We start from the raw sequence: 22,307 nt of genomic DNA on the forward strand, positions 1-22,307 counted from the left end.
GCCGCCTCTTATTTGTCTTTGTTGCACATCGGGAAGCCAAGGGCTTCACGGGAAGCGTAGTAAGCTTCTGCCACTGCTTTGGTCAGGGTGCGAATGCGCAGGATATAGCGCTGACGCTCGGTGACGGAGATGGCTTTACGCGCATCCAGCAGGTTGAAGCTATGGGCGGCTTTCAGAATACGTTCATACGCAGGCAGCGGCAGCGGATTTTCCAGCGCCAGCAGCTGCTGCGCTTCTTTCTCGTACTGCTCGAAGCAGGTGAACAGGAAGTCCACATCGGCGTATTCGAAGTTGTAGGTGGATTGCTCCACTTCGTTCTGATGGAACACGTCACCGTAAGTGGTTTTACCCAGCGGGCCGTCGCTCCAGACCAGGTCGTAAACGCTGTCTACGCCCTGAATGTACATGGCCAGACGTTCCAGACCGTAGGTAATTTCCCCGGTTACTGGTTTACATTCCAGACCACCAACCTGCTGGAAGTAGGTGAACTGAGTCACTTCCATGCCGTTCAGCCACACTTCCCAACCCAGACCCCAGGCACCCAGCGTCGGGTTTTCCCAGTTATCTTCCACGAAACGGATATCGTGAATGGTCGGGTCCATACCCAGCTCTTTCAGAGAACCCAGGTACAGCTCCTGAATGTTGTCCGGAGACGGCTTAATCACTACCTGGAACTGATAGTAGTGCTGTAAGCGGTTCGGGTTTTCGCCATAGCGGCCATCGGTCGGACGACGGGAAGGCTGCACATAAGCAGTCGCCATCGGTTCCGGCCCCAGCGCACGCAGGCAGGTCATTGGGTGAGATGTTCCCGCGCCGACTTCCATGTCCAATGGTTGAACAATGGTGCAGCCCTGGCGAGCCCAGTAATCCTGTAAGGTCAGGATCAAGCCCTGGAAGGTCCTGGTATCAAACTTTTGCATATTATTTCGTGCTGGATACGTGTGGATTTAAAGGAAGCGATCAGTATACCCGCTGGCTGCAAGATATACAGTACGAAACGGGAAAAAGGGGGAACTTAGCGCATGGAAAGGTGCAAAAACTGCCCGTCTGCATCAAAAGAACAGACAAAACTCTCTTTACGGAAGGTAGAACCACGCATCTCATAGCTGCCCTGGAATTGTTCCAGGCCGGAGATATCAATTTTCTGCGCGCCAGTGTTGTAGCGTTGCGCCGCTTCATTTTTGCACAATGACTCCATATCCAGCGAACGTGTGGCACTGACCTTAACCTTTTGCGCTTTCTGCGCAGGTGCAGACGGTTGTGTGTCAGCGCACGCTACCAGCAAAAGGGTAGCGATTGCGGGAAAGAAATACTTCATCATCATTTTATTACCGCCTGGTTTGCTGGTCAGTCTTATTATTAGTGTCTGGAAACAGATCCTATTTTGAGAATCTCATCAGACCATCTCAAGCTTTAGCGTAAGAACTCGGATTATTCCAGTGAGCTACGTTCGCAAAATATCGGTCAGACTTTTTTTAATGGACACAGAGGAACTGATGCAGCCCAAAATTTTCTGGATTGATAACCTGCGCGGGATAGCCTGTTTAATGGTCGTGATGATCCACACCACGACCTGGTACATCACCAATGCGCAAAGCGTCAGCCCGTTGAATTGGGATCTGGCTAACGTGCTCAATTCAGCCTCTCGCGTCAGCGTCCCGCTGTTCTTTATGATTTCGGGTTATCTGTTTTTTGGCGAGCGTAGCGCCAAACCGCGCCATTTCCTGCGCATCGCGCTCTGCATTCTGTTTTACAGCAGCGTGGCGCTGGCCTATATCCTGCTGTTTACCTCGATCAACGCTGAGCTGTCGCTGAAGAACCTGCTGCAAAAGCCGGTGTTCTATCATCTGTGGTTTTTCTTCGCGATCGCCGTCATCTACCTGGTTTCTCCGCTGATACAGGTGAAAAATATCAGCGGCAAGATGCTGCTGGCGTTGATGGTGGTGATAGGCGTGATTGCCAATCCCAACACCGTCTCGCAAAAAATTGGCGGTTTTGAATGGCTACCCATTAACCTGTACATCAGCGGCGACACCTTCTATTACATCCTGTACGGCATGCTGGGCCGGGCGATTGGCATGATGGATACGCAAAAGCGCGCGCTCAGCTGGCTCTGTGCGGCGTTATTCATTACCGCAGTATTTATTATTTCTCGTGGCACATTGCATGAACTGCGCTGGCGAGGCAATTTTGCCGACACCTGGTACCTCTACTGCGGCCCTGCGGTATTTATTTGCGCCGTCTCACTCCTGACGCTGGTCAAAAATACGCTCAGCACACGTACTCTGCCGCTACTGGGCCTTATTTCTCGCCATTCATTGGGCATTTATGGTTTTCATGCGCTGATCATTCACGCACTACGAACCAACGGAATTGAACTCAAAAACTGGCCACCGCTGGATATGCTGTGGATTTTCAGCGCCACGCTGGCAGGCAGTTTACTGTTGTCCATACTGTTGCAGCGCATCGATACGCGCAGGCTGGTGAGTTAACCCCCCATATTTTGCAGACGTAGCAACAAAACTTGCCCCAGTAAACATATGATGAATGCCACCGGATACAGCCCTTTTTCGAGGGGCGATAACGGGGCGTTCCAGACGCCCACCAGCAGCAACCCTATCGTGATGAGTGTGACCATTTGACATACAGAGGCGAAGCGTTCGTCGCTCTGATTGAGATTCACTGCACGCTGATAAACATATGTCACAAACATTCCCGTCATTAGCACGCCCAGAAAATAGCCTTTGCCGCTCAATAACGGGCATGCCTGCCATAAGCCAATAACGTAAATCAGTGCGCCAGACAGGAATAATATCCATGGCAACAGCCTTGTCGTCTTCATTGGGATCTCCTTATCCATCATGGATACAATATGAATAACCCGCTAAAGACAACACAGAAAAATGGCACTACGCCGGACTTTCAGAATAAATCCATGCGTACTAACTATTTATTGGATTGAAATATACATTTGATAAATCCCCTCTGTTTACCAGAGGGGAACGAGGATCAGGACATCAGCGGTTGCAACTGCTGGTAGATTCGGCGGAAGGTTTCCCGACGTTGTTGGTAAAGCGCGTGGCGCCCGGCGTCAGGATAATGCGCTTGTTCCAGCGTAAGCTGAGGCAGAAGGTCTGATAAAGGCCGCTGCGGATTCATGGCAATTTGCGCCAGTCGCGCCGCACCAAGTGCAGGGCCGACATCACCGCCGGTACGATAATCCAGCTGCAATCCGCTGATGTCAGATAGCATCTGACGCCAGTATTCACTGCGCGCCCCGCCGCCAATCAACGTAATGCTGGCGGGCTGCACGCCGCAGGCATGTACCACGTCCATACCGTCAGCCAGCGCAAACCCCACACCTTCCAGCACCGCCTGCGCCAGTTCTGCCGGACCATGCTGATGCGTCAGACCGAAAAATACGCCCTTGGCCTGCGGATTGTTATGCGGCGTACGTTCACCGGAAAGATAAGGTAAAAACCAGACCGGCTCCGCGTGTTCATCGGCCTGTTGCGCAGCGCCAATCAATGCAGGAACGCTCGCCAGTCCGGTTAATTTTGCCGCCCAGTCCAGACACGATGCCGCACTTAACATCACAGACATCAGATGCCATCGCTCAGGCAAAGCATGGCAAAAACTGTGAACCGCACTTTCCGGTTTGCTAAGGAAACCATCACTCACCGCAAAATAGACACCGGATGTCCCCAGCGAAAGCATCGCCTGACCGGCATTCATCATGCCTACGCCAACCGCCCCCGCCGCGTTATCACCACCTCCGGCAACAACCGCAACCTCCTGCATTCCCCAGGCTTTAGCGACATCTGGCAACAAGGTTCCGGTAATCTCGCTGCCTTCATAGAGCGCAGGCATATGTGCGCGAGTCAGTTTACAGGCAGCCAGCATGACATCGCTCCAGTCACGCTTCGCGACATCCAGCCACATTGTCCCTGCCGCATCAGACATATCGCTGGCAAAATCACCGGTCATGCGCAAACGCAGGTAATCTTTCGGCAGCAGGACTTTATCAATCTGGTTGAAAATCTCCGGCTCGTGGCGTTGCACCCACAGCAGTTTTGGCGCGGTAAAGCCAGGCATCATCAGGTTGCCGGTGATCGCACGAGACTGCGGAACCTGATTCTCCAGCATCACGCACTCTTCACCACAGCGACCATCGTTCCACAGAATAGCCGGACGCAATACCTTCTGTTGCTCATCCAGTAGCGTCGCGCCGTGCATCTGTCCGGCAATCCCCAGCGCTTTCACCTCGCGAAGCGAATGCTGCTGACCCAGCGCTTTCACAGCCCGATCCGTTGCCGACCACCACTGCTCAGGGTCTTGTTCAGACCATAACGGATGCGGGCGCGAGACGGTGAGTTTCTCCGTGTGCGAAGCGACCACATCCCCCTGCTCGTTGAGCAGGATGGCCTTTACGCCTGATGTGCCAAGATCTATCCCGATATACATAAGGCATCGTTCCTTAAAGAAAGGCCCGGTAGCGCGAGCTGACCGGGCTTACGGACGTTCTCAGAAACCCGTTATTTGTCGAACAAATAATGGTTCACCAGATTTTCCAGCAATTCCTGATGACCGCTCTGGTGCACCGGCGCCAGGTTATGTTGTTCAGCGTACTGCGCAATTTCCGTCAGCGTCATCTGCCCTTTCAGAATTTGCTGGCCCAGCTCACCATTCCAACCGGCATAACGTTTTGCCACGCGCTGATCCAGACCACCGTCTTCAATCATACGGGCCGCAATTTTCAACGACAGTGCCATGGTATCCATCGCGCCAATATGACCATAGAACAGATCATATTTATCGGTACTCTGACGACGCACTTTGGCATCGAAGTTCAGGCCACCGGTGGTGAAACCGCCCGCTTTCAGGATTTCGTACATCACCAGCGCGTTCTCTTCTACGCTGTTCGGGAACTGATCAGTGTCCCAGCCCAGCTGCGCGTCACCACGGTTGGCATCAACAGAGCCAAACAGACCCAGCGCGATAGCGGTGGCGATTTCGTGATGGAACGAGTGGCCCGCCAGCGTGGCATGGTTAGCTTCGATATTCAGTTTGATCTCTTTTTCCAGACCGAACTGCTTGAGGAAGCCGTAGACGGTCGCCGCATCGTAGTCGTACTGGTGCTTGGTCGGTTCCTGCGGTTTCGGCTCGATAAGCAAAGTGCCCTGGAAACCGGTTTTGTGTTTGTGTTCCACCACCAGTTGCATGAAGCGACCAATTTGCTCACGTTCCTGACGCAGATCGGTATTCAGCAGCGTCTCATAGCCTTCACGACCACCCCACAAAACGTAGTTTTCACCGCCTAACTTGTGCGTGGCATCCATGGCCGTAACCACCTGCGTGGCGGCCCAACTGAACACTTCTGGATCCGGGTTTGTTGCCGCACCCGCGCCGTAGCGTGGGTTGGTAAAGCAGTTTGCTGTTCCCCACAGCAGCTTCACGCCGCTCTGTTCCTGTTTTGCCGCCAGCACATCAACCATCTGCGCAAAGTTGTTTTTGTACTCTTTCAGTGAAGCCCCTTCAGGCGAGACATCCACATCATGGAAGCAGTAGTAAGGCACGTTCAGCTTGTGGAAGAACTCAAATGCCACGTCCGCTTTGCGTTTCGCCAGCGCCAGTGCTTCACCAGGCTGCTGCCACGGACGATCGAAAGCGCCCATACCGAACATATCCGCACCGTTCCAGCAGAAGGTATGCCAGTAGCAGGCAGCAAAACGCAGATGATCTTCCATACGTTTGCCCAACACGATTTCGTCAGGATTGTAATGGCGAAATGCGAGCGGGTTAGTGGATTGAGCACCTTCAAAACGAACACGATCGAGTTGGTCAAAATAAGCCGGCATAATAAGCTCCATAATCAGGTAATACGGTAAGTAAACTGCGATATGGCTATACTGGAATTTCCTGATTTATTGCTCAATTACGTTATTTCACACCGCTATTAAGAGAATACCCAAACGTGCGCTGGCTCCCAAAAAAACACGCTGAAAAACGAAATAAAAAAGCGATCGCGATCGAAGGTTAGCCATTAAACAAAAAACCGTAATGCGCAGATGAAAAATGACAATTGTCATCCCGCTGACAGTATGTAAATTTTGCCTGGCCTCAGGCAATCAGGAAATTTGTCACGCTTCATCAAGCAGTCGTACCGGCGGTTTTGCTAGTATCGACAGGCCCACGTTAACCTTTCCAGGACAGGTTCTTATGTTTGATAAACGTCACCGCATCACTCTGTTATTCAATGCCAATAAAGCCTATGACCGTCAGGTGGTAGAAGGAGTGGGTGAATATTTACAGGCATCGCAATCCGAGTGGGATATATTCATTGAGGAAGATTTCCGCGCCCGTATCGATAATATTAAAGATTGGTTAGGCGATGGCGTTATTGCCGATTATGACGATGATGACATTGCGCAATTACTTGCCGATGTCGATGTTCCGATCATCGGCGTTGGGGGTTCCTACCATCGGGAGCAAGATTATCCCCCGGTACATTACATTGCTACCGACAACCACGCGCTGGTAGAAAGCGCTTTTCTGCATCTGAAAGAGAAAGGGGTTAACCGTTTTGCGTTTTATGGCCTGCCTTCCTCAAGCGGTAAACGCTGGGCCGCAGAACGTGAATATGCCTTTTGCCAGTTGGTGGCTAAAGAAAAGTACCGAGGCGTCGTCTATCAGGGACTGGAAACTGCGCCGGAAAACTGGCAGCACGCGCAAAATCGTCTGGCAGACTGGCTACAAACGTTGCCGCCGCAAACCGGCATTATCGCGGTCACCGACGCGCGGGCACGACACGTCCTGCAGGTCTGCGAGCACCTACATATCCCGGTACCGGAAAAGCTATGCGTGATAGGAATAGATAACGAAGAACTGACCCGTTACTTATCACGGGTAGCGCTGTCATCCGTGGCTCAGGGAGCCCGGCAGATGGGCTACCAGGCCGCAAAACTTCTGCACCGCTTGCTGGCGAATGAGGCGCTGCCGCTGCAACGCATTCTGGTTCCTCCGGTGCGCGTGGTTGAGCGGCGCTCAACCGATTACCGCTCCTTGACCGATCCTGCCGTCATTCAGGCGATGCACTTTATCCGCAATCATGCCTGCAAAGGGATTAAGGTTGAGCAAGTTCTTGATTCAGTAGGGATTTCACGTTCAAATCTGGAGAAGCGTTTTAAAGAAGAGGTCGGAGAGACTATCCACGCCGTGATTCATGCCGAAAAGCTGGAAAAAGCGCGCAGTCTGTTGATTTCTACCACGCTTTCAATCAACGAAATTTCACAGATGTGTGGCTATCCGTCTCTGCAGTATTTCTATTCAGTCTTCAAGAAAGAGTACGACACGACGCCAAAAGAGTATCGCGATGTGAACAGCGAAGTGTTGCTGTGAGGATTATTGCCGGATACGGCGAAGCCGCCATCCGGCACACAGAATTACATATGCGCGGCGATTAAACGCTGGTTATCCTGATACATTGCGAACAGATAGTTGTTGTAGCTCTGTCCTTTAGTGGAATAACCCTTCAGCTTATGGATCATCGCGGTAGCGGTGACTTCCTGATCGGCTTTACGCAGCTGCGCACGTGATTTACGGAAAGAAGAGTAAGCCGGGTGCGTGTTCAGGTTGATGACGTAAGCATTCACCGACTCTTTCACCGATTCAAACTGTGAGTAGCCTTTCACCTTACCAGGGGCATTGTTACAACGACCTTTGCCACATTTCATGCCAAACAGGTTGTTGTTGCTACGCGCCAGCTTCGACGTACCCCAGCCGCTTTCGGCCGCAGCCATGGTTGCCACCATACTGGTCGGGATAATGTCTACGCGCTCAAGCAGTGTATTCCACGGAATTTTACGCGTGTTGCCAGACCAGCTCACCTTGTAGCGCTTCGCGATGTCTTTCATACGCGTACGCTCAGTCGGTGACCAGCGATTCTGGTACTGTTTTGAAATCAGCCAGTTACGGTCCGCAGTAATGGCAGCATTTTGACTGGTAATATAAGGCATAACCGTCCGGAGAAACGCTTTTTTCCTTGGTGTTCCGGAAGGGTATTTTCGCAAATCAGGAAGTGAACTACTCTTTGCACTATTGCGAGAATACTCTTGTTTACTGCTAACCTGTTTATTACTTGCCTTGGTTATCTGGGGCTTGTGACTCGTTGTCGCCGTGTGTGTCTTTGCCAGCACCTCACCCGAAAATGCAACGGTGAGTAACATAAGAATCATTGCCCCATATCGTCGAATGGGAGTCAATATCATTAGGTCTCCTGGTCGGATTTATACATTCCAACACCTTATATTTTTCACAAAAATGAGAGATGAATCTCAAATCATATCAAAAATAGCCGTCAAGAGCACCCAAAGGAATAGTCCAATTCTGAAACTATGTCACGCATTAACGGTTCAGGGCACCATTAATTCGAAGAAAATGTGGAGGTTATCGCAAAATAAGTTCATTTTTTGAACGCGATCGCTCACCCTCACTTCTCCTCCTGGCGGAATCGACTCAAAGGATGAGTTTCCAGCCTGATTTCACTGGCAAACTGGCGAAAACAGCAGCACCAAGGACAGCATTATGAAACTTGCCGCCGTTGCGCTGGCGCTCATGCCCGGCATTGCCATCGCCTCATCATGGACTTCTCAGGGACTCCCCAACTTCGAAGCGGAAGGTACGGGTAAATTCGTCAGCCATGCAGCGTTGACGAAGGGTACTCGTCCTTTAATCCTGAATTTTGACCAACAGTGCTGGCAGCCTGCTGATGCGATAAAACTCAACCAGATGCTATCGCTAAAACCGTGTGAAGGCGCGCCGCCGCAGTGGCGTTTATTCAAAGACGGCGATTACACGCTGGAAGTCGATACCCGCTCCGGAACGCCAACGTTGATGCTTTCGGTAAAAAGCGCCGCAGACCCTGTCACGACCCAGATTCGCCAGTGCCCGAAATGGGATGGTTCGCCGTTAACACTGGATGTGAGCCAGACCTTTCCGGAAGGTGTCGTGGTGCGCGATTACTACAGCAAACAAACGGCAACCGTAAAGAATGGGTCGATTACCCTACAGCCTGCCGCAGCCAGTAACGGGCTGTTGCTGCTGGAACGGGCAGAAACCGATGCCCCGGCTACTTTCGACTGGCATAACGCTACGGTGTATTTCGTTCTGACGGATCGCTTTGTAAATGGTGACCCAGGCAACGACCACAGCTACGGACGTCGCAACGACGGCATGCAGGAAATTGGCACTTTCCACGGTGGCGATTTGCGCGGACTCACCAGTAAACTCGACTACCTGCAACAGTTGGGCGTCAACGCCTTGTGGATCAGCGCACCGTTTGAGCAAATTCACGGTTGGGTCGGCGGCGGCACCAAAGGCGATTTCCCCCACTACGCTTATCACGGCTATTACACTCAGGACTGGACCACGCTCGATGCGAATATGGGTAATGAAGCTGACCTGCGTGCCCTGGTTGACGGTGCGCACCAGCGCGGCATTCGTATCCTGTTCGATGTCGTCATGAATCATACCGGCTACGCCACGCTGGCGGATATGCAGGAGTATCAGTTTGGAGCGCTGTACTTGTCGGGCGATGAACTGAAAAACACGTTCGGTGAACGCTGGACGGACTGGAAGCCAGCCGCCGGGCAAAGCTGGCACAGCTTTAATGATTACATCAACTTCAGCGATAAAGCAGGTTGGGAAAAATGGTGGGGGAAAAACTGGATCCGTACCGATATTGGCGATTACGACAATCCTGGCTTTGACGACCTGACCATGTCACTGGCCTTCCTGCCCGATCTGAAAACCGAATCCACCACACCTTCCGGGCTGCCAAACTTTTATCAGCACAAACCAGATACGCACGCTAAAGCTATTGCCGGTTACACGCCCCGCGATTATCTGACGCACTGGCTCAGCCAGTGGGTGCGTGATTACGGGATTGACGGCTTTCGGGTTGATACCGCCAAACACGTCGAGCTTCCCGCCTGGCAGCAATTAAAAACACAGGCCAGCGCGGCGCTGGCTGAATGGAAGAAAGCCAACCCGGATAAAGCGCTGGATGATAAACCTTTCTGGATGACCGGCGAGGCCTGGGGTCACGGCGTGATGCAAAGCGACTATTACCGACACGGCTTTGATGCGATGATCAATTTCGACTATCAGGAGCAGGCGGCAAAGGCCGTCGATTGTCTGGCAAACATGGATGTCACCTGGCAACAAATGGCTGAAAAACTGCAGGATTTCAACGTCCTGAGCTATCTCTCCTCGCACGATACGCGTCTGTTTCGCGAAGGTGGAGACAAAGCCGCCGAGCTATTGCTGCTGGCGCCTGGCGCGGTACAACTCTTTTACGGCGACGAGTCGGCCAGACCCTTTGGACCAACAGGTTCAGACCCATTGCAGGGCACGCGCTCAGAAATGAACTGGCAGGATGTGAGCGGGAAATCTGCTGCCAGCGTCGCACACTGGCAGCGCATCAGTCAGTTCCGAGCCAGACATCCCGCCATCGGCGCCGGTAAACAGACTACGCTTACCCTGAAGCAGGGATACGGATTTATCCGCGAGCATGGCGACGATAAGGTGATGGTGGTGTGGGCCGGCCAGCCCTGATCCCAACAGGCTTCCCGCTGTGCATACGGCGGGAAGCCCAACACAAAATAAAAAACCAGCCAGGCAAACATCTGCAGCACAAAACATCAATCCGGTCCGCTTCCCCTGATTTGCACCCTGCCATGGGTAGCGCTATGGTTAGCCACTTTACTACTCAGTTCGACAGACCCCCTGCTATGACATTCTCACTTTTTGGCGACAAATTTACCCGCCATTCAGGCATCACCCGCCTGATGGAGGACCTCAACGACGGTTTACGCACCCCAGGCGCCATCATGCTCGGCGGTGGTAATCCGGCGCAAATTCCAGAGATGCAAAATTACTTCCAGTCTCTGCTGACAGATATGCTGGCAAACGGCAAAGCCACTGATGCGCTTTGCAATTATGACGGTCCGCAAGGGAAAACCGAGCTCCTGTCTGAGTTGGCGAAACTGCTACGTGAGAAGCAGGGTTGGGATATTGAGCCACAAAATATTGCACTGACAAATGGCAGTCAGAGCGCGTTTTTCTACTTATTCAATCTGTTCGCCGGACGCCGCGCTGACGGAACAACGCAAAAAGTGTTATTCCCATTAGCCCCGGAATACATTGGCTATGCCGATTCCGGGCTAGAAGAAGATCTTTTCGTCTCCGCACGTCCGAACATCGAACTGTTACCGGAAGGCCAGTTTAAGTATCACGTTGATTTTGAACACCTGCACATCGGTGAAGAGACAGGGATGATCTGCGTGTCACGCCCCACTAACCCGACAGGCAACGTGATCACAGACGACGAGCTGATGAAGCTGGACCGGCTGGCCAACCAGCATGGGATCCCGCTGGTGATTGATAACGCCTATGGCGTACCATTCCCTGGCATCATCTTTAGCGAAGCGCGTCCGCTGTGGAACCCCAACATTGTGCTGTGCATGAGCCTTTCCAAACTGGGTCTGCCAGGTTCCCGCTGCGGCATCATTATCGCCAATGAAAAAATCATCACTGCGATTACCAATATGAACGGCATCATCAGCCTTGCTCCTGGCGGGATGGGACCGGCGATGATGTGCGAGATGATTAAACGTAACGATCTACTGCGCCTGTCCGAAACGGTAATTAAACCGTTTTACTATCAGCGCGTTCAGGAGACGATTGCGATTATTCGCCGCTACTTGTCAGAAGATCGCTGCCTTATCCATAAACCAGAGGGCGCGATTTTTCTTTGGCTGTGGTTCAAAGATTTGCCCATCACGACTGAACTGCTGTATCAGCGCCTGAAAGCGCGCGGCGTACTGATGGTTCCCGGCGACTACTTCTTCCCGGGGCTGGATAAACCCTGGCCGCATACCCATCAGTGCATGCGGATGAACTACGTGCCAGAACCAGAGAAAATCGAAGCTGGTGTGAAGATTCTGGCTGAAGAGATCGAACGCGCCTGGCTGGAAGGCTAACGCAAACCCGACCCAAGTGCGGGTCGGGCTCACTTCACAGCGGTTGTGAACGCAGACGCTGTCGCTGAATACTGACGGCATCAATACACTGCAACGCGCTGGTCGGGCAGGCTTCTACACACGCTGGCCCCGTCTCACGATGCCAGCACAAATCGCATTTTATCGCCTGCACCCGCGACGAACGGGCAACGACATTCATTGCCCCAAACGGGCAGGCCAGCATACAGTTTTTACAACCAATACAACGTGTCTGTTCAACGAAGATATGCCCATGTTCACGACGAATGGCGTGCGTTGGGCAAACATTTGCACAGGGAGCGTCTTCGCATTGATGGCAGGCGACCGCCGTTGTAAAGGCGTCATCTTTGATTACCCGAATCCGCGGTATAAACGCAGAAGAAGAGACCGACGCACAGTCCTGGTTTTGCTGGTGCGCGACGACGCAGGCAACTTCGCAGGTACGACACCCAATACATTTTGCCGCATCCGCCATAATAAACGCGTTCATTGTCCCCTCCCTCTGCGTGAAAACCACAGAGTGCCAGAGAGGTCGCCCTTGTCGCTTTGATCGGACAGGGGAAACGGTTAAATATTGTCAGGTGCCTGAATAACTATGGATCTCTGCCTAATCGCGAACGGTAAAACCCAGCTCATTTGAAATCGCCTGCGCGGTTTCCCGTAGTGGCTTGAGTAGATTTTTTTCCCCTATCTGCTTAAGTCGCGAGGTAGAGAGTGAAATTGACACCGCGTACGGCACCCGACCATGAATATCAAACACCGGCACGGCAATACAGGAAACGCCCAGTTCGTTCTCTTCCCGATCCATCGCCATACTGCTTTCGCGGATCTGCGCCAATTCGTCGTACATCGCCGGTAAACCGGTAATGGTATTGCGGGTCAGGGGCTGAATAAGATCCTGATGGCTCTCCCAGTAGGCTTCCACATAATCCGCATGCCCAAACGCCATGTAAATTTTACCCATCGCCGAGCAATACAGCGGCATATGTTGGCCGATATAAGCGCGGGTACGCAGCATGCCCGTCGTCGGTTCCAGCTTATAAATCAGAATCGCGTGGTCATCTTCACGGCTTGAGAAGTTGATGGTTTCACCGGTGGCGATATTCAGCGCTTCGAGGTGCGGCGCAGCAACATGGATGATGTTCAGTGACGACAACGCCTTCTGACCCACGGCAATAAATTTGGTGGTCAGGCGATAACTCCCTGCCGCTGGCGCGGGGGTGACATACCCACAGGATTGCAGCCCTTGCAGCAGTCGATGCACAGTACTTTTGTTCAGCCCTGCCAGTTCAGACAAATGCGCCAACGGGCAACCATTCGGATAGTTGCTCAGAATCTCAATCAACATCAAACCACGGAACAGGCTCTGACTTCCGGCCGGCCTCTCTTTGTCTTGCGTCATTTCACTCTCTTTTGTGCCCATCGCTTCCGCTCCCCTTTTCGTCGCGCTCTGATGGTAGCGCAAAGTGTGTTTCAGTTCACGATCTGAACCGAAAAAACACAACTATTTGATTTTGATGATTTTAAAAAATAGACCACCCCGTTGATCTGTCAAAACTTGATCGCTATATTTGAAATCAGATTTCGCATAGTGAAATTTAGAGATAAAAAAGCGATCAAATTTAAACAAGGAAACAGGAATGAAAGTCACTTTTGAGCAGTTGAAAGATGCGTTCAATCGGGTACTACTGGCACGCGGTATCGCCGTTGAAACCGCCGATGCCTGTGCCGAAATGTTTGCGCGCACCACCGAGTCCGGCGTGTATTCGCACGGCGTGAATCGTTTTCCTCGTTTTATTCAGCAATTAGATAACGGCGACATCATTCCTGAGGCCAAACCGCAACGCATTACTAGCCTGGGAGCGATTGAACAATGGGATGCCCAGCGTTCGATCGGAAATCTGACGGCGAAAAAGATGATGGACCGAGCCATTGAGCTGGCCTCTGATCACGGTATTGGCCTAGTCGCACTGCGTAACGCCAACCACTGGATGCGCGGCGGCAGCTATGGCTGGCAGGCGGCGGAGAAAGGTTACATCGGTATCTGCTGGACTAACTCGATTGCCGTCATGCCGCCGTGGGGTTCGAAAGAGTGCCGCATTGGTACTAACCCGTTGATCGTCGCGATCCCCTCATCGCCAATCACCATGGTTGATATGTCGATGTCGATGTTCTCCTACGGCATGCTGGAAGTGAATCGCCTGGCCGGTCGCGAACTGCCGGTGGACGGCGGGTTCGACGATGAAGGTAACCTCACCAGAGAACCTGGCGTTATCGAGAAAAACCGCCGTATTTTGCCAATGGGTTACTGGAAAGGTTCAGGTCTGTCGATTGTGCTGGATATGATCGCCACCCTGCTTTCAGACGGTTCTTCCGTGGCCGAGGTCACCCAGGACAACAGCGATGAATATGGCGTTTCACAGATTTTCATCGCCATTGAAGTAGACAAGCTGATCGATGGCGCCACCCGTGATGCCAAGCTACAGCGGATTATGGATTTCATCACCTCCGCCGAACGCGCCGATGAAAACACACCTGTCCGTCTGCCGGGCCACGAGTTTACAAAGCTGCTGGAAGAAAACCGCCGCAACGGTATCACCGTTGATGACAGCGTCTGGGCCAAAATTCAGGCGTTGTAAGGAGTCAGAGTATGATCTTTGGACATATCGCTCAGCCTAACCCATGTCGTTTACCCGCGGCGATTGAAAGGGCACTCGACTTTCTGCGCAGCACAGACTTCCGCAATCTGGAACCGGGCGTGGTAGAAATCGACGGTAAAAATATCTTCGCGCAGGTTATCGATTTAACCACGCGTGACGTTGCCGAAAATCGCCCGGAGGTGCATCGCCGCTACCTGGATATTCAATTTCTGGCCTGGGGCGAAGAGAAAATCGGGATCGCGATTGATACCGGGAATAACCAAATCAGCGAATCGTTATTAGAACAGCGCGATATTATTTTTTATCACGCCAGCGAACATGAATCTTTCATTGAAATGATTCCGGGAAGCTACGCCATATTTTTCCCGCAGGATGTTCACCGTCCTGCATGTCATAAAACTGTCGCCACGGCGATCCGCAAAATAGTTGTGAAGGTTGCTATTTCAGTTTTATAAAAGGAGCACAACATGAGCGTTAATAATGCCGGTTATATTATCGGTGCGTACCCCTGTGCACCCTCATTTCATCAAAAGAGTGAAGAGGAAGAGAAGGAATTCTGGCGACAGCTCGCCGATACTCCGGATATTCGCGGTCTGGAGCAGCCCTGCCTTGAACATCTTCACCCGTTAGGCGACGAATGGTTATTACGTCATACGCCGGGCGACTGGCAAATCGTGGTCACCGCCATTATGGAAACCATGCGCCGTCGCGGCGCAAACAGCGCTTTTGGGCTGGCCTCCAGCGACGAAGAACAGCGTAAAGCCAGCGTGGCGTATTACCGTCATCTGCAGCAGAAAATCAACCATATCAATACGGCACACGCCGGAAAAGTGATTGCGCTGGAACTGCATGCCGCCCCCAATGCCAGCAACCCAAATGTTGCACAGGCCACCGACGCGTTTGCCCGTTCGCTGAAAGAGATTACCTCCTGGGACTGGTCCTGCGATCTGGTGCTGGAACATTGCGATGCCATGACCGGCATTGCGCCACGCAAAGGCTTTCTGCCGTTAGACAATGTGCTGGAGGTCATTGCCGGGTATGACATCAGCGTGTGCATTAACTGGGCGCGATCGACCATTGAAGGGCAGAACCCCGCCCTGGCGCTGGCCCACACGCAGCAGGCCAAACGGGCTGGAAAACTGGGCGCGCTGATGTTCTCCGGTACCACGCTTGCGGGGGAATACGGCGAGTGGCAGGACTTACATGCGCCGTTTGCCCCATTCTGCCCACAAAGCCTGATGACCACCGACCATGCCCGCGAATTATTCGCCTGCGCAAAAGCCGAACCATTGCAATTTGCCGGTATTAAATTGCTGGAAATAAACGCCAATGCAGATGTGAACCATCGCGTAGCAATATTGCGCGACGGTATCGCCGCATTAAATAAAGCAAAACTATAAAAATAAAATACTACTCTACGAGAATATTAATATGAACATGACCTCTCGCCCTACACTCAAAGATATACCCCGTCAGCGCTGGCTGCGGATTATTCCACCTATTCTCATCGCCTGTATTATTTCTTATATGGACCGCGTCAATATCGCTTTCGCGATGCCGGGCGGAATGGATGAGGAATTAGGTATTTCCGCCACCATGGCAGGACTGGCTGGCGGTATTTTCTTTATCGGTTATCTGTTTTTACAGGTTCCCGGCGGAAAAATTGCCGTTCACGGCAGCGGCAAGAAATTTATCGGCTGGTCGCTGGTTGCCTGGGCGGTTATTTCCGTCCTCACGGGGTTAATCACTAATCAGTACCAACTGCTGGTTCTACGCTTTTTACTCGGCGTTGCCGAAGGCGGCATGCTGCCGGTGGTGCTGACGATGATCAGTAACTGGTTCCCCGACGCCGAGCGTGGTCGCGCCAATGCGATTGTGATTATGTTTGTGCCGATTGCCGGGATCATTACCGCCCCGCTCTCGGGCTGGATTATCACCGTTCTCGACTGGCGCTGGCTGTTCATCATTGAAGGTTTGCTTTCCGTCGTTGTACTGGTGTTGTGGGCCTATACCGTTTACGACCGTCCGCAGGAGGCGCGCTGGATCTCTGAGGCCGAGAAAAATTACCTGGTCGAAACGCTGGCCGCCGAGCAAAAAGCCATTGCCGGAACGGAAGTCAAAAATGCCTCTCTGGGCGCGGTGCTTTCCGATAAAACCATGTGGCAGCTCATCGCGCTGAACTTCTTCTATCAGACCGGGATTTACGGTTACACCCTGTGGCTGCCGACCATTCTCAAAGAGTTGACGCACAGCAGTATGGGACAGGTCGGTATGCTCGCCATTCTGCCGTACGTCGGGGCCATTGCCGGGATGTTCCTGTTCTCTTCTCTCTCTGACCGCACCGGCAAACGCAAGCTGTTCGTCTGCCTGCCGTTGATTGGCTTTGCCCTGTGCATGTTCCTTTCCGTGGCGCTGAAAAATAACGTCTGGCTGGCTTATGCCGCGCTGGTCGGCTGCGGCTTCTTCCTGCAATCGGCAGCGGGCGTGTTCTGGACCATTCCGGCGCGTTTGTTCAGTGCGGAAATGGCCGGTGGCGCGCGTGGAGTCATCAACGCGCTGGGCAACCTCGGCGGCTTCTGCGGTCCTTATGCGGTCGGCGTACTCATCACCCTGTATAGCAAAGATGCGGGGGTTTACTGCCTGGCTATCTCACTGGCTCTGGCCGCGCTGATGGCGCTGCTGCTGCCAGCCAAATGCGACGCCGGTGCCGCTCCGCTAAAGACACTGAATCCACATAAACGTACAGCGTAAAACAATGCCCGGTGGCGCTTCGCTTACCGGGCCTACAGGTAGCAACCGTCCCAGGCCGGATAAGCGCAGCGCCATCCGGCAAAAATGAGATAACAAGATGAGTGAGAAAGAGACCTTCTGGCTGGGTATTGATTGTGGCGGTACGTATCTGAAAGCCGGGTTGTATGACGCCAAAGGTCATGAACATGGCATTAACCGGCAATCGTTGCAGACCGCATCGCCATTGCCCGGTTACGCCGAACGCGATATGCACCAGTTGTGGCAACAGTGTGTAGCCACGATCGCCGGGCTGTTAGCGCGCACCGGCGTCTGCGGCGATCAAATCAAAGGCGTCGGTATTTCCGCTCAGGGCAAAGGCCTGTTCCTTCTCGATAAGCAGGATAAACCGCTGGGCAATGCCATCCTCTCTTCCGACCGCCGGGCGATGGGCATCGTTCAGCGCTGGCAGCAGGATGGGATCCCTGAGCAGCTCTACCCGGTCACCCGCCAGACATTGTGGACCGGGCATCCGGCATCATTGCTGCGCTGGGTGAAAGAGAATCAACCTCACCGTTACGCGCAAATTGGCTGCGTCATGATGGGCCATGACTATCTGCGCTGGTGCTTAACCGGCGTCAAAGGCTGTGAAGAGAGCAATATCTCCGAGTCGAACCTCTACAACATGACTTCGGGTCAGTACGACTCGCGCCTGACCCAGTGGCTGGGCATCAGTGAGATCGACAATGCGCTACCGCCGATTGTCGGCTCAGCAGAAATATGCGGGGAAATCACCGCTCAGACAGCCGCCATAACCGGTCTGGCGGCGGGCACGCCCGTCGTCGGCGGACTGTTTGATGTGGTTTCCACCGCACTCTGCGCCGGTATCGAAGATGAATACACCCTCAACGCGGTGATGGGTACCTGGGCCGTCACCAGCGGGATCGCTCACGGTCTGCGCGACCACGAGGCCCATCCCTATGTTTATGGGCGCTATGTCAACGACGGGCAGTACATCGTTCACGAAGCTAGCCCGACCTCTTCCGGCAATCTGGAATGGTTTACCGCCCAGTGGGGCGAACTCTCTTTTGCTGAGATCAATCAGGCCGTCGCCAGCTTACCGAAAGCCGGTAGCGAGCTTTTCTTCCTGCCCTTTTTGTACGGCAGCAACGCCGGGCTGGAGATGACCAGCGGCTTTTATGGCATGCAGGCAATACACACTCGCGCCCACTTATTACAGGCCATCTACGAAGGCGTGGTTTTTAGCCACATGACCCACCTCAACCACATGCGCGAACGTTTTACGAAGGCGCAGACCCTGCGTGTCACCGGCGGTCCGGCGCACTCCGACATCTGGATGCAAATGCTGGCAGACGTCAGCGGTTTACGTATCGAATTGCCACAGATTGAAGAGACCGGTTGCTTTGGCGCTGCGCTCGCCGCCCGCGTCGGCACCGGCGTTTATTCCAACTTCAGCGACGCCCAGCGCAGCCTACAGCACCCGGTACGCACGCTATTGCCGGACGCCGCCGCGCAGGCGAGCTACCAGCGTAAATACCGCCAATACCTGGATTTAATTACCGCACTACAGGGCTACCACGCCCGCATTAAGGAGCACGAATGATGAGTCGACCATTACTGCAACTGGCGCTCGACCACACCAGCCTTGAAGCCGCACAACGCGACGTCGCGCTGCTACAAGAGAACGTCGATATCGTTGAAGCGGGGACGATTCTCTGCTTAACCGAAGGGCTGAGCGCCGTGAAAGCACTGCGTGCCCAGTGCCCGAATAAAATCATCGTCGCCGACTGGAAAGTGGCCGATGCGGGCGAAACCCTCGCGCAGCAAGCCTTTGGAGCAGGTGCAAACTGGATGACCATTATCTGTGCTGCGCCGCTGGCGACGGTAGAGAAAGGTCATGGCATCGCGCAGTCCTGCGGCGGCGAAATTCAGATGGAGCTGTTCGGCAACTGGACGCTGGATGATGCCCGCGACTGGTATCGCGTTGGCGTTCGCCAGGCGATTTACCATCGTGGCCGCGATGCTCAGGCCAGCGGACAACAGTGGGGAGAAGCAGACCTGGCGCGCATGAAGGCGCTTTCTGATATTGGTCTGGAACTGTCGATTACCGGTGGGATCACGCCCGCCGATCTGTCGTTGTTTCGCGATATTAACGTCAAAGCTTTTATTGCCGGGCGCGCGCTGGCGGGAGCGCAAAACCCAGCGCAGGTTGCTGGCGAGTTCCATGCGCAAATCGACGCCATCTGGGGAACACAGCATGCGTAATCATCCATTAGGTATCTATGAAAAAGCGCTGGCGAAAGACCTCTCCTGGCCGGAACGGCTGGTGCTGGCAAAAAGCTGCGGTTTTGATTTCGTCGAGATGTCGGTGGATGAAACCGATGAACGTCTGTCGCGTCTCGACTGGAGTCCGGCTCAGCGCGCATCGCTGGTGAGCGCGATGCTGGAAACCGGCGTGGCGATCCCATCAATGTGCTTGTCCGCCCACCGTCGTTTTCCCTTTGGCAGCCGCGATGAAGCCGTGCGTGAGCGGGCGCGAGAAATAATGAGCAAAGCCATTCGTCTGGCGCGCGATCTGGGTATCCGCACTATTCAACTGGCTGGTTACGACGTCTATTACGAAGAACATGACGCAGGAACGCAGCAGCGCTTTGCCGAAGGGCTGGCATGGGCAGTCGAGCAAGCCGCTGCCGCGCAGGTGATGCTGGCGGTAGAAATCATGGATACCGCGTTTATGAACTCGATCAGCAAGTGGAAAAAGTGGGATGAAATGCTGTCATCGCCGTGGTTCACCGTTTATCCGGACGTGGGCAACCTCAGCGCCTGGGGGAATGACGTCACTGCCGAATTGACGCTGGGCATTGACCGCATCGCTGCTATCCATCTGAAAGACACGCTGCCGGTAACCGAAACTCATCCGGGCCAGTTTCGCGATGTGCCGTTTGGCGAAGGGTGCGTGGACTTTGTTGGCATCTTCAAAACGCTGCATCAGCTGAACTATCGCGGGTCGTTTCTGATTGAAATGTGGACTGAAAAAGCGAAGGAGCCGGTACTGGAAATTATCCAGGCACGGCGCTGGATAGAAGCACGCATGCAGGAAGGAGGATTTCCATGTTAGAACAACTGAAAGCCGAGGTGCTGGCGGCAAACCTGGCGCTCCCGGCTCATGGCTTAGTCACCTTTACCTGGGGCAACGTCAGCGCAGTGGATGAAACACGTAAACTGATGGTGATTAAGCCATCCGGCGTGGAATATGAGGTGATGACCGCCCACGACATGGTGGTAGTGGATATTGCCAGCGGCAACGTAGTGGAAGGCAACAAAAAACCGTCGTCCGACACGCCAACCCATCTGGCGCTGTATCGTCGTTATCCACAGATCGGCGGGATCGTCCATACCCATTCTCGCCACGCGACAATCTGGTCGCAGGCGGGTCTGGATCTCCCTGCATGGGGCACCACGCATGCCGATTATTTCTATGGTTCTATTCCGTGTACGCGTCTAATGACCGCTGAAGAGATCAACGGCGAATATGAATATCAAACCGGAGAGGTGATCATTCAGACCTTCGAGCAGCGCGATCTCAATCCGCTGCAGGTTCCGGCGGTATTGGTGCACTCCCACGGACCGTTCGCCTGGGGTAAAGACGCCGCAGACGCGGTGCATAACGCTGTGGTGCTCGAAGAGTGCGCCTACATGGGGTTGTTCTCTCGCCAGTTAGCCCCGCAGTTGCCGGATATGCAGTCTGAGTTGCTGGATAAACATTATCTGCGCAAACACGGGGCGAATGCGTATTACGGACAATAGCGGGTCAGGCGCTATTGATATGTTCTTTGCAATAGCGCCGTTTCCACGCCGCGGGCGTCAGGCTGGTGTGCTTGTGGAATATTTTGCGAAAATAACCCACATCATTAAATCCACATTTCATCGCCACCTCGGTTAGCGACAGCGAATCGCTGATTAACAGTTTTTCTGCCGCCCTTACCCGCTGACGGTGCAACGCTTCGGTTAGCGTCAGCCGGAAAGCGCCACGGAAAACGCGCCCCAGATAATCCGCATTGCAATGCAGCTCTTTCGCCAACGTTGAGGCGGAAATCGGCAGGTGGAACCGGGTGTGAATGATTTGCTGCGCTTTCCAGGCCAACGCATTCCCGGGGCTGTCGACAGGTTGCTCGCAGGCGGCTGCGGATATTTGCTGCAAAATCAGCAGCAGGATCAGTTCCAGCGCCATGCTGCGATGAATATTTTCCTGCTCGCGTAAGAACTGGCGAAACAGCGAAATAATATATTGGGGCTCGCCCACCCGGGTATGTTGAGGGATAGCAAGTAACGGTTCCGTTATTGATGCGTCGTTTTCTGCCGTCACCTCAAAATGCAGCCAGTAAAATTTCAAATCAGCCGGAAATTGCCCAACGCCAATATGCAAGCGCTGCGGCCACAGCAGCAAACTTTCTCCGGCATTCACGCAAAAAACTGTCTGGCCTTCGCGAATCGTTAATGTCCCTTTTTCAACAAAGATAATTTCCCAGGATTGCAATCGTCGCGCAGGATGACTGCCCACGCCCCGGGAAATAAATAGCCCACCATTTTGCACTTTAATCGGAAGAGACATGGATAATTCGAGCATATATATTCAAATTCCCGCTTTCTACATTATTTAAACCGATCTTTATCATTGATTATTCACGATAAACCTGCTTTCCGCCGGATCGAAATCACATTTTTATAATGAAGTCGGAATTGTCATCTTTTTATACTTTTCTCTTCCCTTGTTGACCCAAACATTTCGTGCAGAATAAATAACGTATTTTGCAAATTACAAACAAATAACCCGCAACGT

Annotated in this window: 21 protein-coding genes; 12 read left to right on the plus strand and 9 right to left on the minus strand. The window is 53.2% G+C overall.

The features are described 5' to 3' along the window. Window positions 1–8: 8 nt before the first annotated feature. Window positions 9–920: a glycine--tRNA ligase subunit alpha gene (gene glyQ, locus OGV98_RS13450; RefSeq protein ID WP_001168551.1), complete on the minus strand. Its 912-nt coding sequence runs from the start codon at window positions 918–920 to the stop codon at window positions 9–11. Between the two features lie 95 nt (window positions 921–1,015). Continuing rightward, on the minus strand, window positions 1,016–1,324 hold the full coding sequence (locus OGV98_RS13455; protein ID WP_032937205.1) for a YsaB family lipoprotein: 309 nt from the start codon (window positions 1,322–1,324) through the stop codon (window positions 1,016–1,018). 172 nt (window positions 1,325–1,496) lie between these two features. On the opposite strand from OGV98_RS13455, the gene OGV98_RS13460 reads away from it, so the two are divergent. Continuing rightward, on the plus strand, window positions 1,497–2,492 hold the full coding sequence (locus OGV98_RS13460; RefSeq protein ID WP_003837703.1) for an acyltransferase: 996 nt from the start codon (window positions 1,497–1,499) through the stop codon (window positions 2,490–2,492). On the opposite strand, the gene yiaB is transcribed toward OGV98_RS13460, so the two are convergent. The 3 genes from yiaB to xylA all read right to left on the minus strand — a co-directional run bounded on the left by yiaB (window position 2,489) and on the right by xylA (window position 5,858). Then, window positions 2,489–2,842, minus strand: coding sequence for an inner membrane protein YiaB (yiaB, locus tag OGV98_RS13465; RefSeq protein ID WP_003844581.1), 354 nt, complete (start codon window positions 2,840–2,842; stop codon window positions 2,489–2,491). The two genes, OGV98_RS13460 and yiaB, sit on opposite strands and share 4 nt — an antisense overlap. A 167-nt stretch (window positions 2,843–3,009) precedes the next feature. Next, entirely contained in the window at window positions 3,010–4,464 is a 1,455-nt protein-coding gene (gene xylB / locus OGV98_RS13470) for a xylulokinase (protein WP_202580937.1), read from the minus strand. Window positions 4,465–4,535: 71 nt separating this feature from the next. Beyond that, window positions 4,536–5,858: a xylose isomerase gene (xylA, locus tag OGV98_RS13475; RefSeq protein WP_202580936.1), complete on the minus strand. Its 1,323-nt coding sequence runs from the start codon at window positions 5,856–5,858 to the stop codon at window positions 4,536–4,538. Window positions 5,859–6,219: 361 nt separating this feature from the next. On the opposite strand from xylA, the gene xylR reads away from it, so the two are divergent. Further along, complete coding sequence (gene xylR / locus OGV98_RS13480; protein ID WP_003024250.1) at window positions 6,220–7,398, plus strand: D-xylose utilization transcriptional activator XylR; 1,179 nt, start codon at window positions 6,220–6,222, stop codon at window positions 7,396–7,398. 44 nt (window positions 7,399–7,442) lie between these two features. On the opposite strand, the gene OGV98_RS13485 is transcribed toward xylR, so the two are convergent. Next, window positions 7,443–8,267, minus strand: coding sequence for a protein bax (locus tag OGV98_RS13485; RefSeq protein WP_003024247.1), 825 nt, complete (start codon window positions 8,265–8,267; stop codon window positions 7,443–7,445). A gap of 316 nt (window positions 8,268–8,583) precedes the next feature. Between OGV98_RS13485 and malS the strand changes: the two genes are divergently transcribed. Then, a complete protein-coding gene (malS, locus tag OGV98_RS13490) occupies window positions 8,584–10,614 on the plus strand; it encodes an alpha-amylase (RefSeq protein ID WP_202580935.1) in 2,031 nt (676 codons plus the stop codon). A gap of 176 nt (window positions 10,615–10,790) precedes the next feature. Continuing rightward, entirely contained in the window at window positions 10,791–12,041 is a 1,251-nt protein-coding gene (avtA, locus tag OGV98_RS13495) for a valine--pyruvate transaminase (RefSeq protein WP_003837697.1), read from the plus strand. A 34-nt stretch (window positions 12,042–12,075) separates the two neighbouring features. Here the strand turns inward: avtA and OGV98_RS13500 are convergent, their stop codons facing one another. Both OGV98_RS13500 and yiaJ read right to left on the minus strand, forming a co-directional pair. Then, window positions 12,076–12,549, minus strand: coding sequence for a 4Fe-4S dicluster domain-containing protein (locus OGV98_RS13500; protein ID WP_210943835.1), 474 nt, complete (start codon window positions 12,547–12,549; stop codon window positions 12,076–12,078). 117 nt (window positions 12,550–12,666) lie between these two features. After that, a complete protein-coding gene (gene yiaJ / locus OGV98_RS13505; RefSeq protein WP_003024237.1) occupies window positions 12,667–13,482 on the minus strand; it encodes an IclR family transcriptional regulator YiaJ in 816 nt (271 codons plus the stop codon). Between the two features lie 217 nt (window positions 13,483–13,699). Between yiaJ and yiaK the strand changes: the two genes are divergently transcribed. From yiaK to araD, 8 genes are all read left to right on the plus strand, one after another. Next, the gene (gene yiaK / locus OGV98_RS13510; RefSeq protein WP_202580933.1) at window positions 13,700–14,698 is read left to right on the plus strand and encodes a 3-dehydro-L-gulonate 2-dehydrogenase; all 999 of its coding nucleotides are present in this window, start codon (window positions 13,700–13,702) and stop codon (window positions 14,696–14,698) included. A gap of 11 nt (window positions 14,699–14,709) precedes the next feature. Next, complete coding sequence (locus OGV98_RS13515; protein ID WP_016151153.1) at window positions 14,710–15,174, plus strand: YhcH/YjgK/YiaL family protein; 465 nt, start codon at window positions 14,710–14,712, stop codon at window positions 15,172–15,174. A gap of 12 nt (window positions 15,175–15,186) precedes the next feature. Then, window positions 15,187–16,119: a DUF4862 family protein gene (locus OGV98_RS13520; protein ID WP_130715272.1), complete on the plus strand. Its 933-nt coding sequence runs from the start codon at window positions 15,187–15,189 to the stop codon at window positions 16,117–16,119. Between the two features lie 31 nt (window positions 16,120–16,150). Further along, window positions 16,151–17,470: an MFS transporter gene (locus OGV98_RS13525; RefSeq protein ID WP_003837687.1), complete on the plus strand. Its 1,320-nt coding sequence runs from the start codon at window positions 16,151–16,153 to the stop codon at window positions 17,468–17,470. 97 nt (window positions 17,471–17,567) lie between these two features. Next, a complete protein-coding gene (locus OGV98_RS13530; protein WP_286551611.1) occupies window positions 17,568–19,070 on the plus strand; it encodes an FGGY-family carbohydrate kinase in 1,503 nt (500 codons plus the stop codon). Then, complete coding sequence (ulaD, locus tag OGV98_RS13535; RefSeq protein ID WP_003837682.1) at window positions 19,070–19,732, plus strand: 3-keto-L-gulonate-6-phosphate decarboxylase UlaD; 663 nt, start codon at window positions 19,070–19,072, stop codon at window positions 19,730–19,732. The genes OGV98_RS13530 and ulaD overlap by 1 nt, the downstream gene beginning before the upstream one ends. Next, the gene (locus tag OGV98_RS13540; RefSeq protein WP_003024218.1) at window positions 19,725–20,585 is read left to right on the plus strand and encodes an L-ribulose-5-phosphate 3-epimerase; all 861 of its coding nucleotides are present in this window, start codon (window positions 19,725–19,727) and stop codon (window positions 20,583–20,585) included. Before ulaD ends, OGV98_RS13540 begins: the two co-directional genes overlap by 8 nt. Further along, window positions 20,579–21,274, plus strand: a complete 696-nt coding sequence (araD, locus tag OGV98_RS13545) for an L-ribulose-5-phosphate 4-epimerase (RefSeq protein WP_202580932.1) — start codon at window positions 20,579–20,581, stop codon at window positions 21,272–21,274. Before OGV98_RS13540 ends, araD begins: the two co-directional genes overlap by 7 nt. Before the next feature lie 4 nt (window positions 21,275–21,278). On the opposite strand, the gene OGV98_RS13550 is transcribed toward araD, so the two are convergent. Beyond that, window positions 21,279–22,094: a helix-turn-helix domain-containing protein gene (locus OGV98_RS13550; protein ID WP_136345988.1), complete on the minus strand. Its 816-nt coding sequence runs from the start codon at window positions 22,092–22,094 to the stop codon at window positions 21,279–21,281. Between the last annotated feature and the right edge of the window lie 213 nt (window positions 22,095–22,307).

The sequence above is a fragment of the Citrobacter sp. Cf136 genome, from assembly GCF_030333815.1.
GTDB lineage: Bacteria > Pseudomonadota > Gammaproteobacteria > Enterobacterales > Enterobacteriaceae > Citrobacter > Citrobacter freundii.

Coding starts and splice junctions, on each gene's coding strand:
- yiaK (WP_202580933.1), top strand. CDS start 13,700: ATGAAAGTCACTTTTGAGCAGTTGAAAGATGCGTTCAATCGGGTACTA.
- OGV98_RS13485 (WP_003024247.1), bottom strand. CDS start 8,267: ATGATATTGACTCCCATTCGACGATATGGGGCAATGATTCTTATGTTA.
- OGV98_RS13530 (WP_286551611.1), top strand. CDS start 17,568: ATGAGTGAGAAAGAGACCTTCTGGCTGGGTATTGATTGTGGCGGTACG.
- OGV98_RS13500 (WP_210943835.1), bottom strand. CDS start 12,549: ATGAACGCGTTTATTATGGCGGATGCGGCAAAATGTATTGGGTGTCGT.
- glyQ (WP_001168551.1), bottom strand. CDS start 920: ATGCAAAAGTTTGATACCAGGACCTTCCAGGGCTTGATCCTGACCTTA.
- avtA (WP_003837697.1), top strand. CDS start 10,791: ATGACATTCTCACTTTTTGGCGACAAATTTACCCGCCATTCAGGCATC.
- OGV98_RS13455 (WP_032937205.1), bottom strand. CDS start 1,324: ATGATGATGAAGTATTTCTTTCCCGCAATCGCTACCCTTTTGCTGGTA.
- araD (WP_202580932.1), top strand. CDS start 20,579: ATGTTAGAACAACTGAAAGCCGAGGTGCTGGCGGCAAACCTGGCGCTC.
- OGV98_RS13515 (WP_016151153.1), top strand. CDS start 14,710: ATGATCTTTGGACATATCGCTCAGCCTAACCCATGTCGTTTACCCGCG.
- OGV98_RS13525 (WP_003837687.1), top strand. CDS start 16,151: ATGAACATGACCTCTCGCCCTACACTCAAAGATATACCCCGTCAGCGC.
- xylA (WP_202580936.1), bottom strand. CDS start 5,858: ATGCCGGCTTATTTTGACCAACTCGATCGTGTTCGTTTTGAAGGTGCT.
- xylR (WP_003024250.1), top strand. CDS start 6,220: ATGTTTGATAAACGTCACCGCATCACTCTGTTATTCAATGCCAATAAA.
- yiaJ (WP_003024237.1), bottom strand. CDS start 13,482: ATGGGCACAAAAGAGAGTGAAATGACGCAAGACAAAGAGAGGCCGGCC.
- OGV98_RS13520 (WP_130715272.1), top strand. CDS start 15,187: ATGAGCGTTAATAATGCCGGTTATATTATCGGTGCGTACCCCTGTGCA.
- OGV98_RS13540 (WP_003024218.1), top strand. CDS start 19,725: ATGCGTAATCATCCATTAGGTATCTATGAAAAAGCGCTGGCGAAAGAC.
- OGV98_RS13460 (WP_003837703.1), top strand. CDS start 1,497: ATGCAGCCCAAAATTTTCTGGATTGATAACCTGCGCGGGATAGCCTGT.
- yiaB (WP_003844581.1), bottom strand. CDS start 2,842: ATGAAGACGACAAGGCTGTTGCCATGGATATTATTCCTGTCTGGCGCA.
- OGV98_RS13550 (WP_136345988.1), bottom strand. CDS start 22,094: ATGCTCGAATTATCCATGTCTCTTCCGATTAAAGTGCAAAATGGTGGG.
- ulaD (WP_003837682.1), top strand. CDS start 19,070: ATGAGTCGACCATTACTGCAACTGGCGCTCGACCACACCAGCCTTGAA.
- malS (WP_202580935.1), top strand. CDS start 8,584: ATGAAACTTGCCGCCGTTGCGCTGGCGCTCATGCCCGGCATTGCCATC.
- xylB (WP_202580937.1), bottom strand. CDS start 4,464: ATGTATATCGGGATAGATCTTGGCACATCAGGCGTAAAGGCCATCCTG.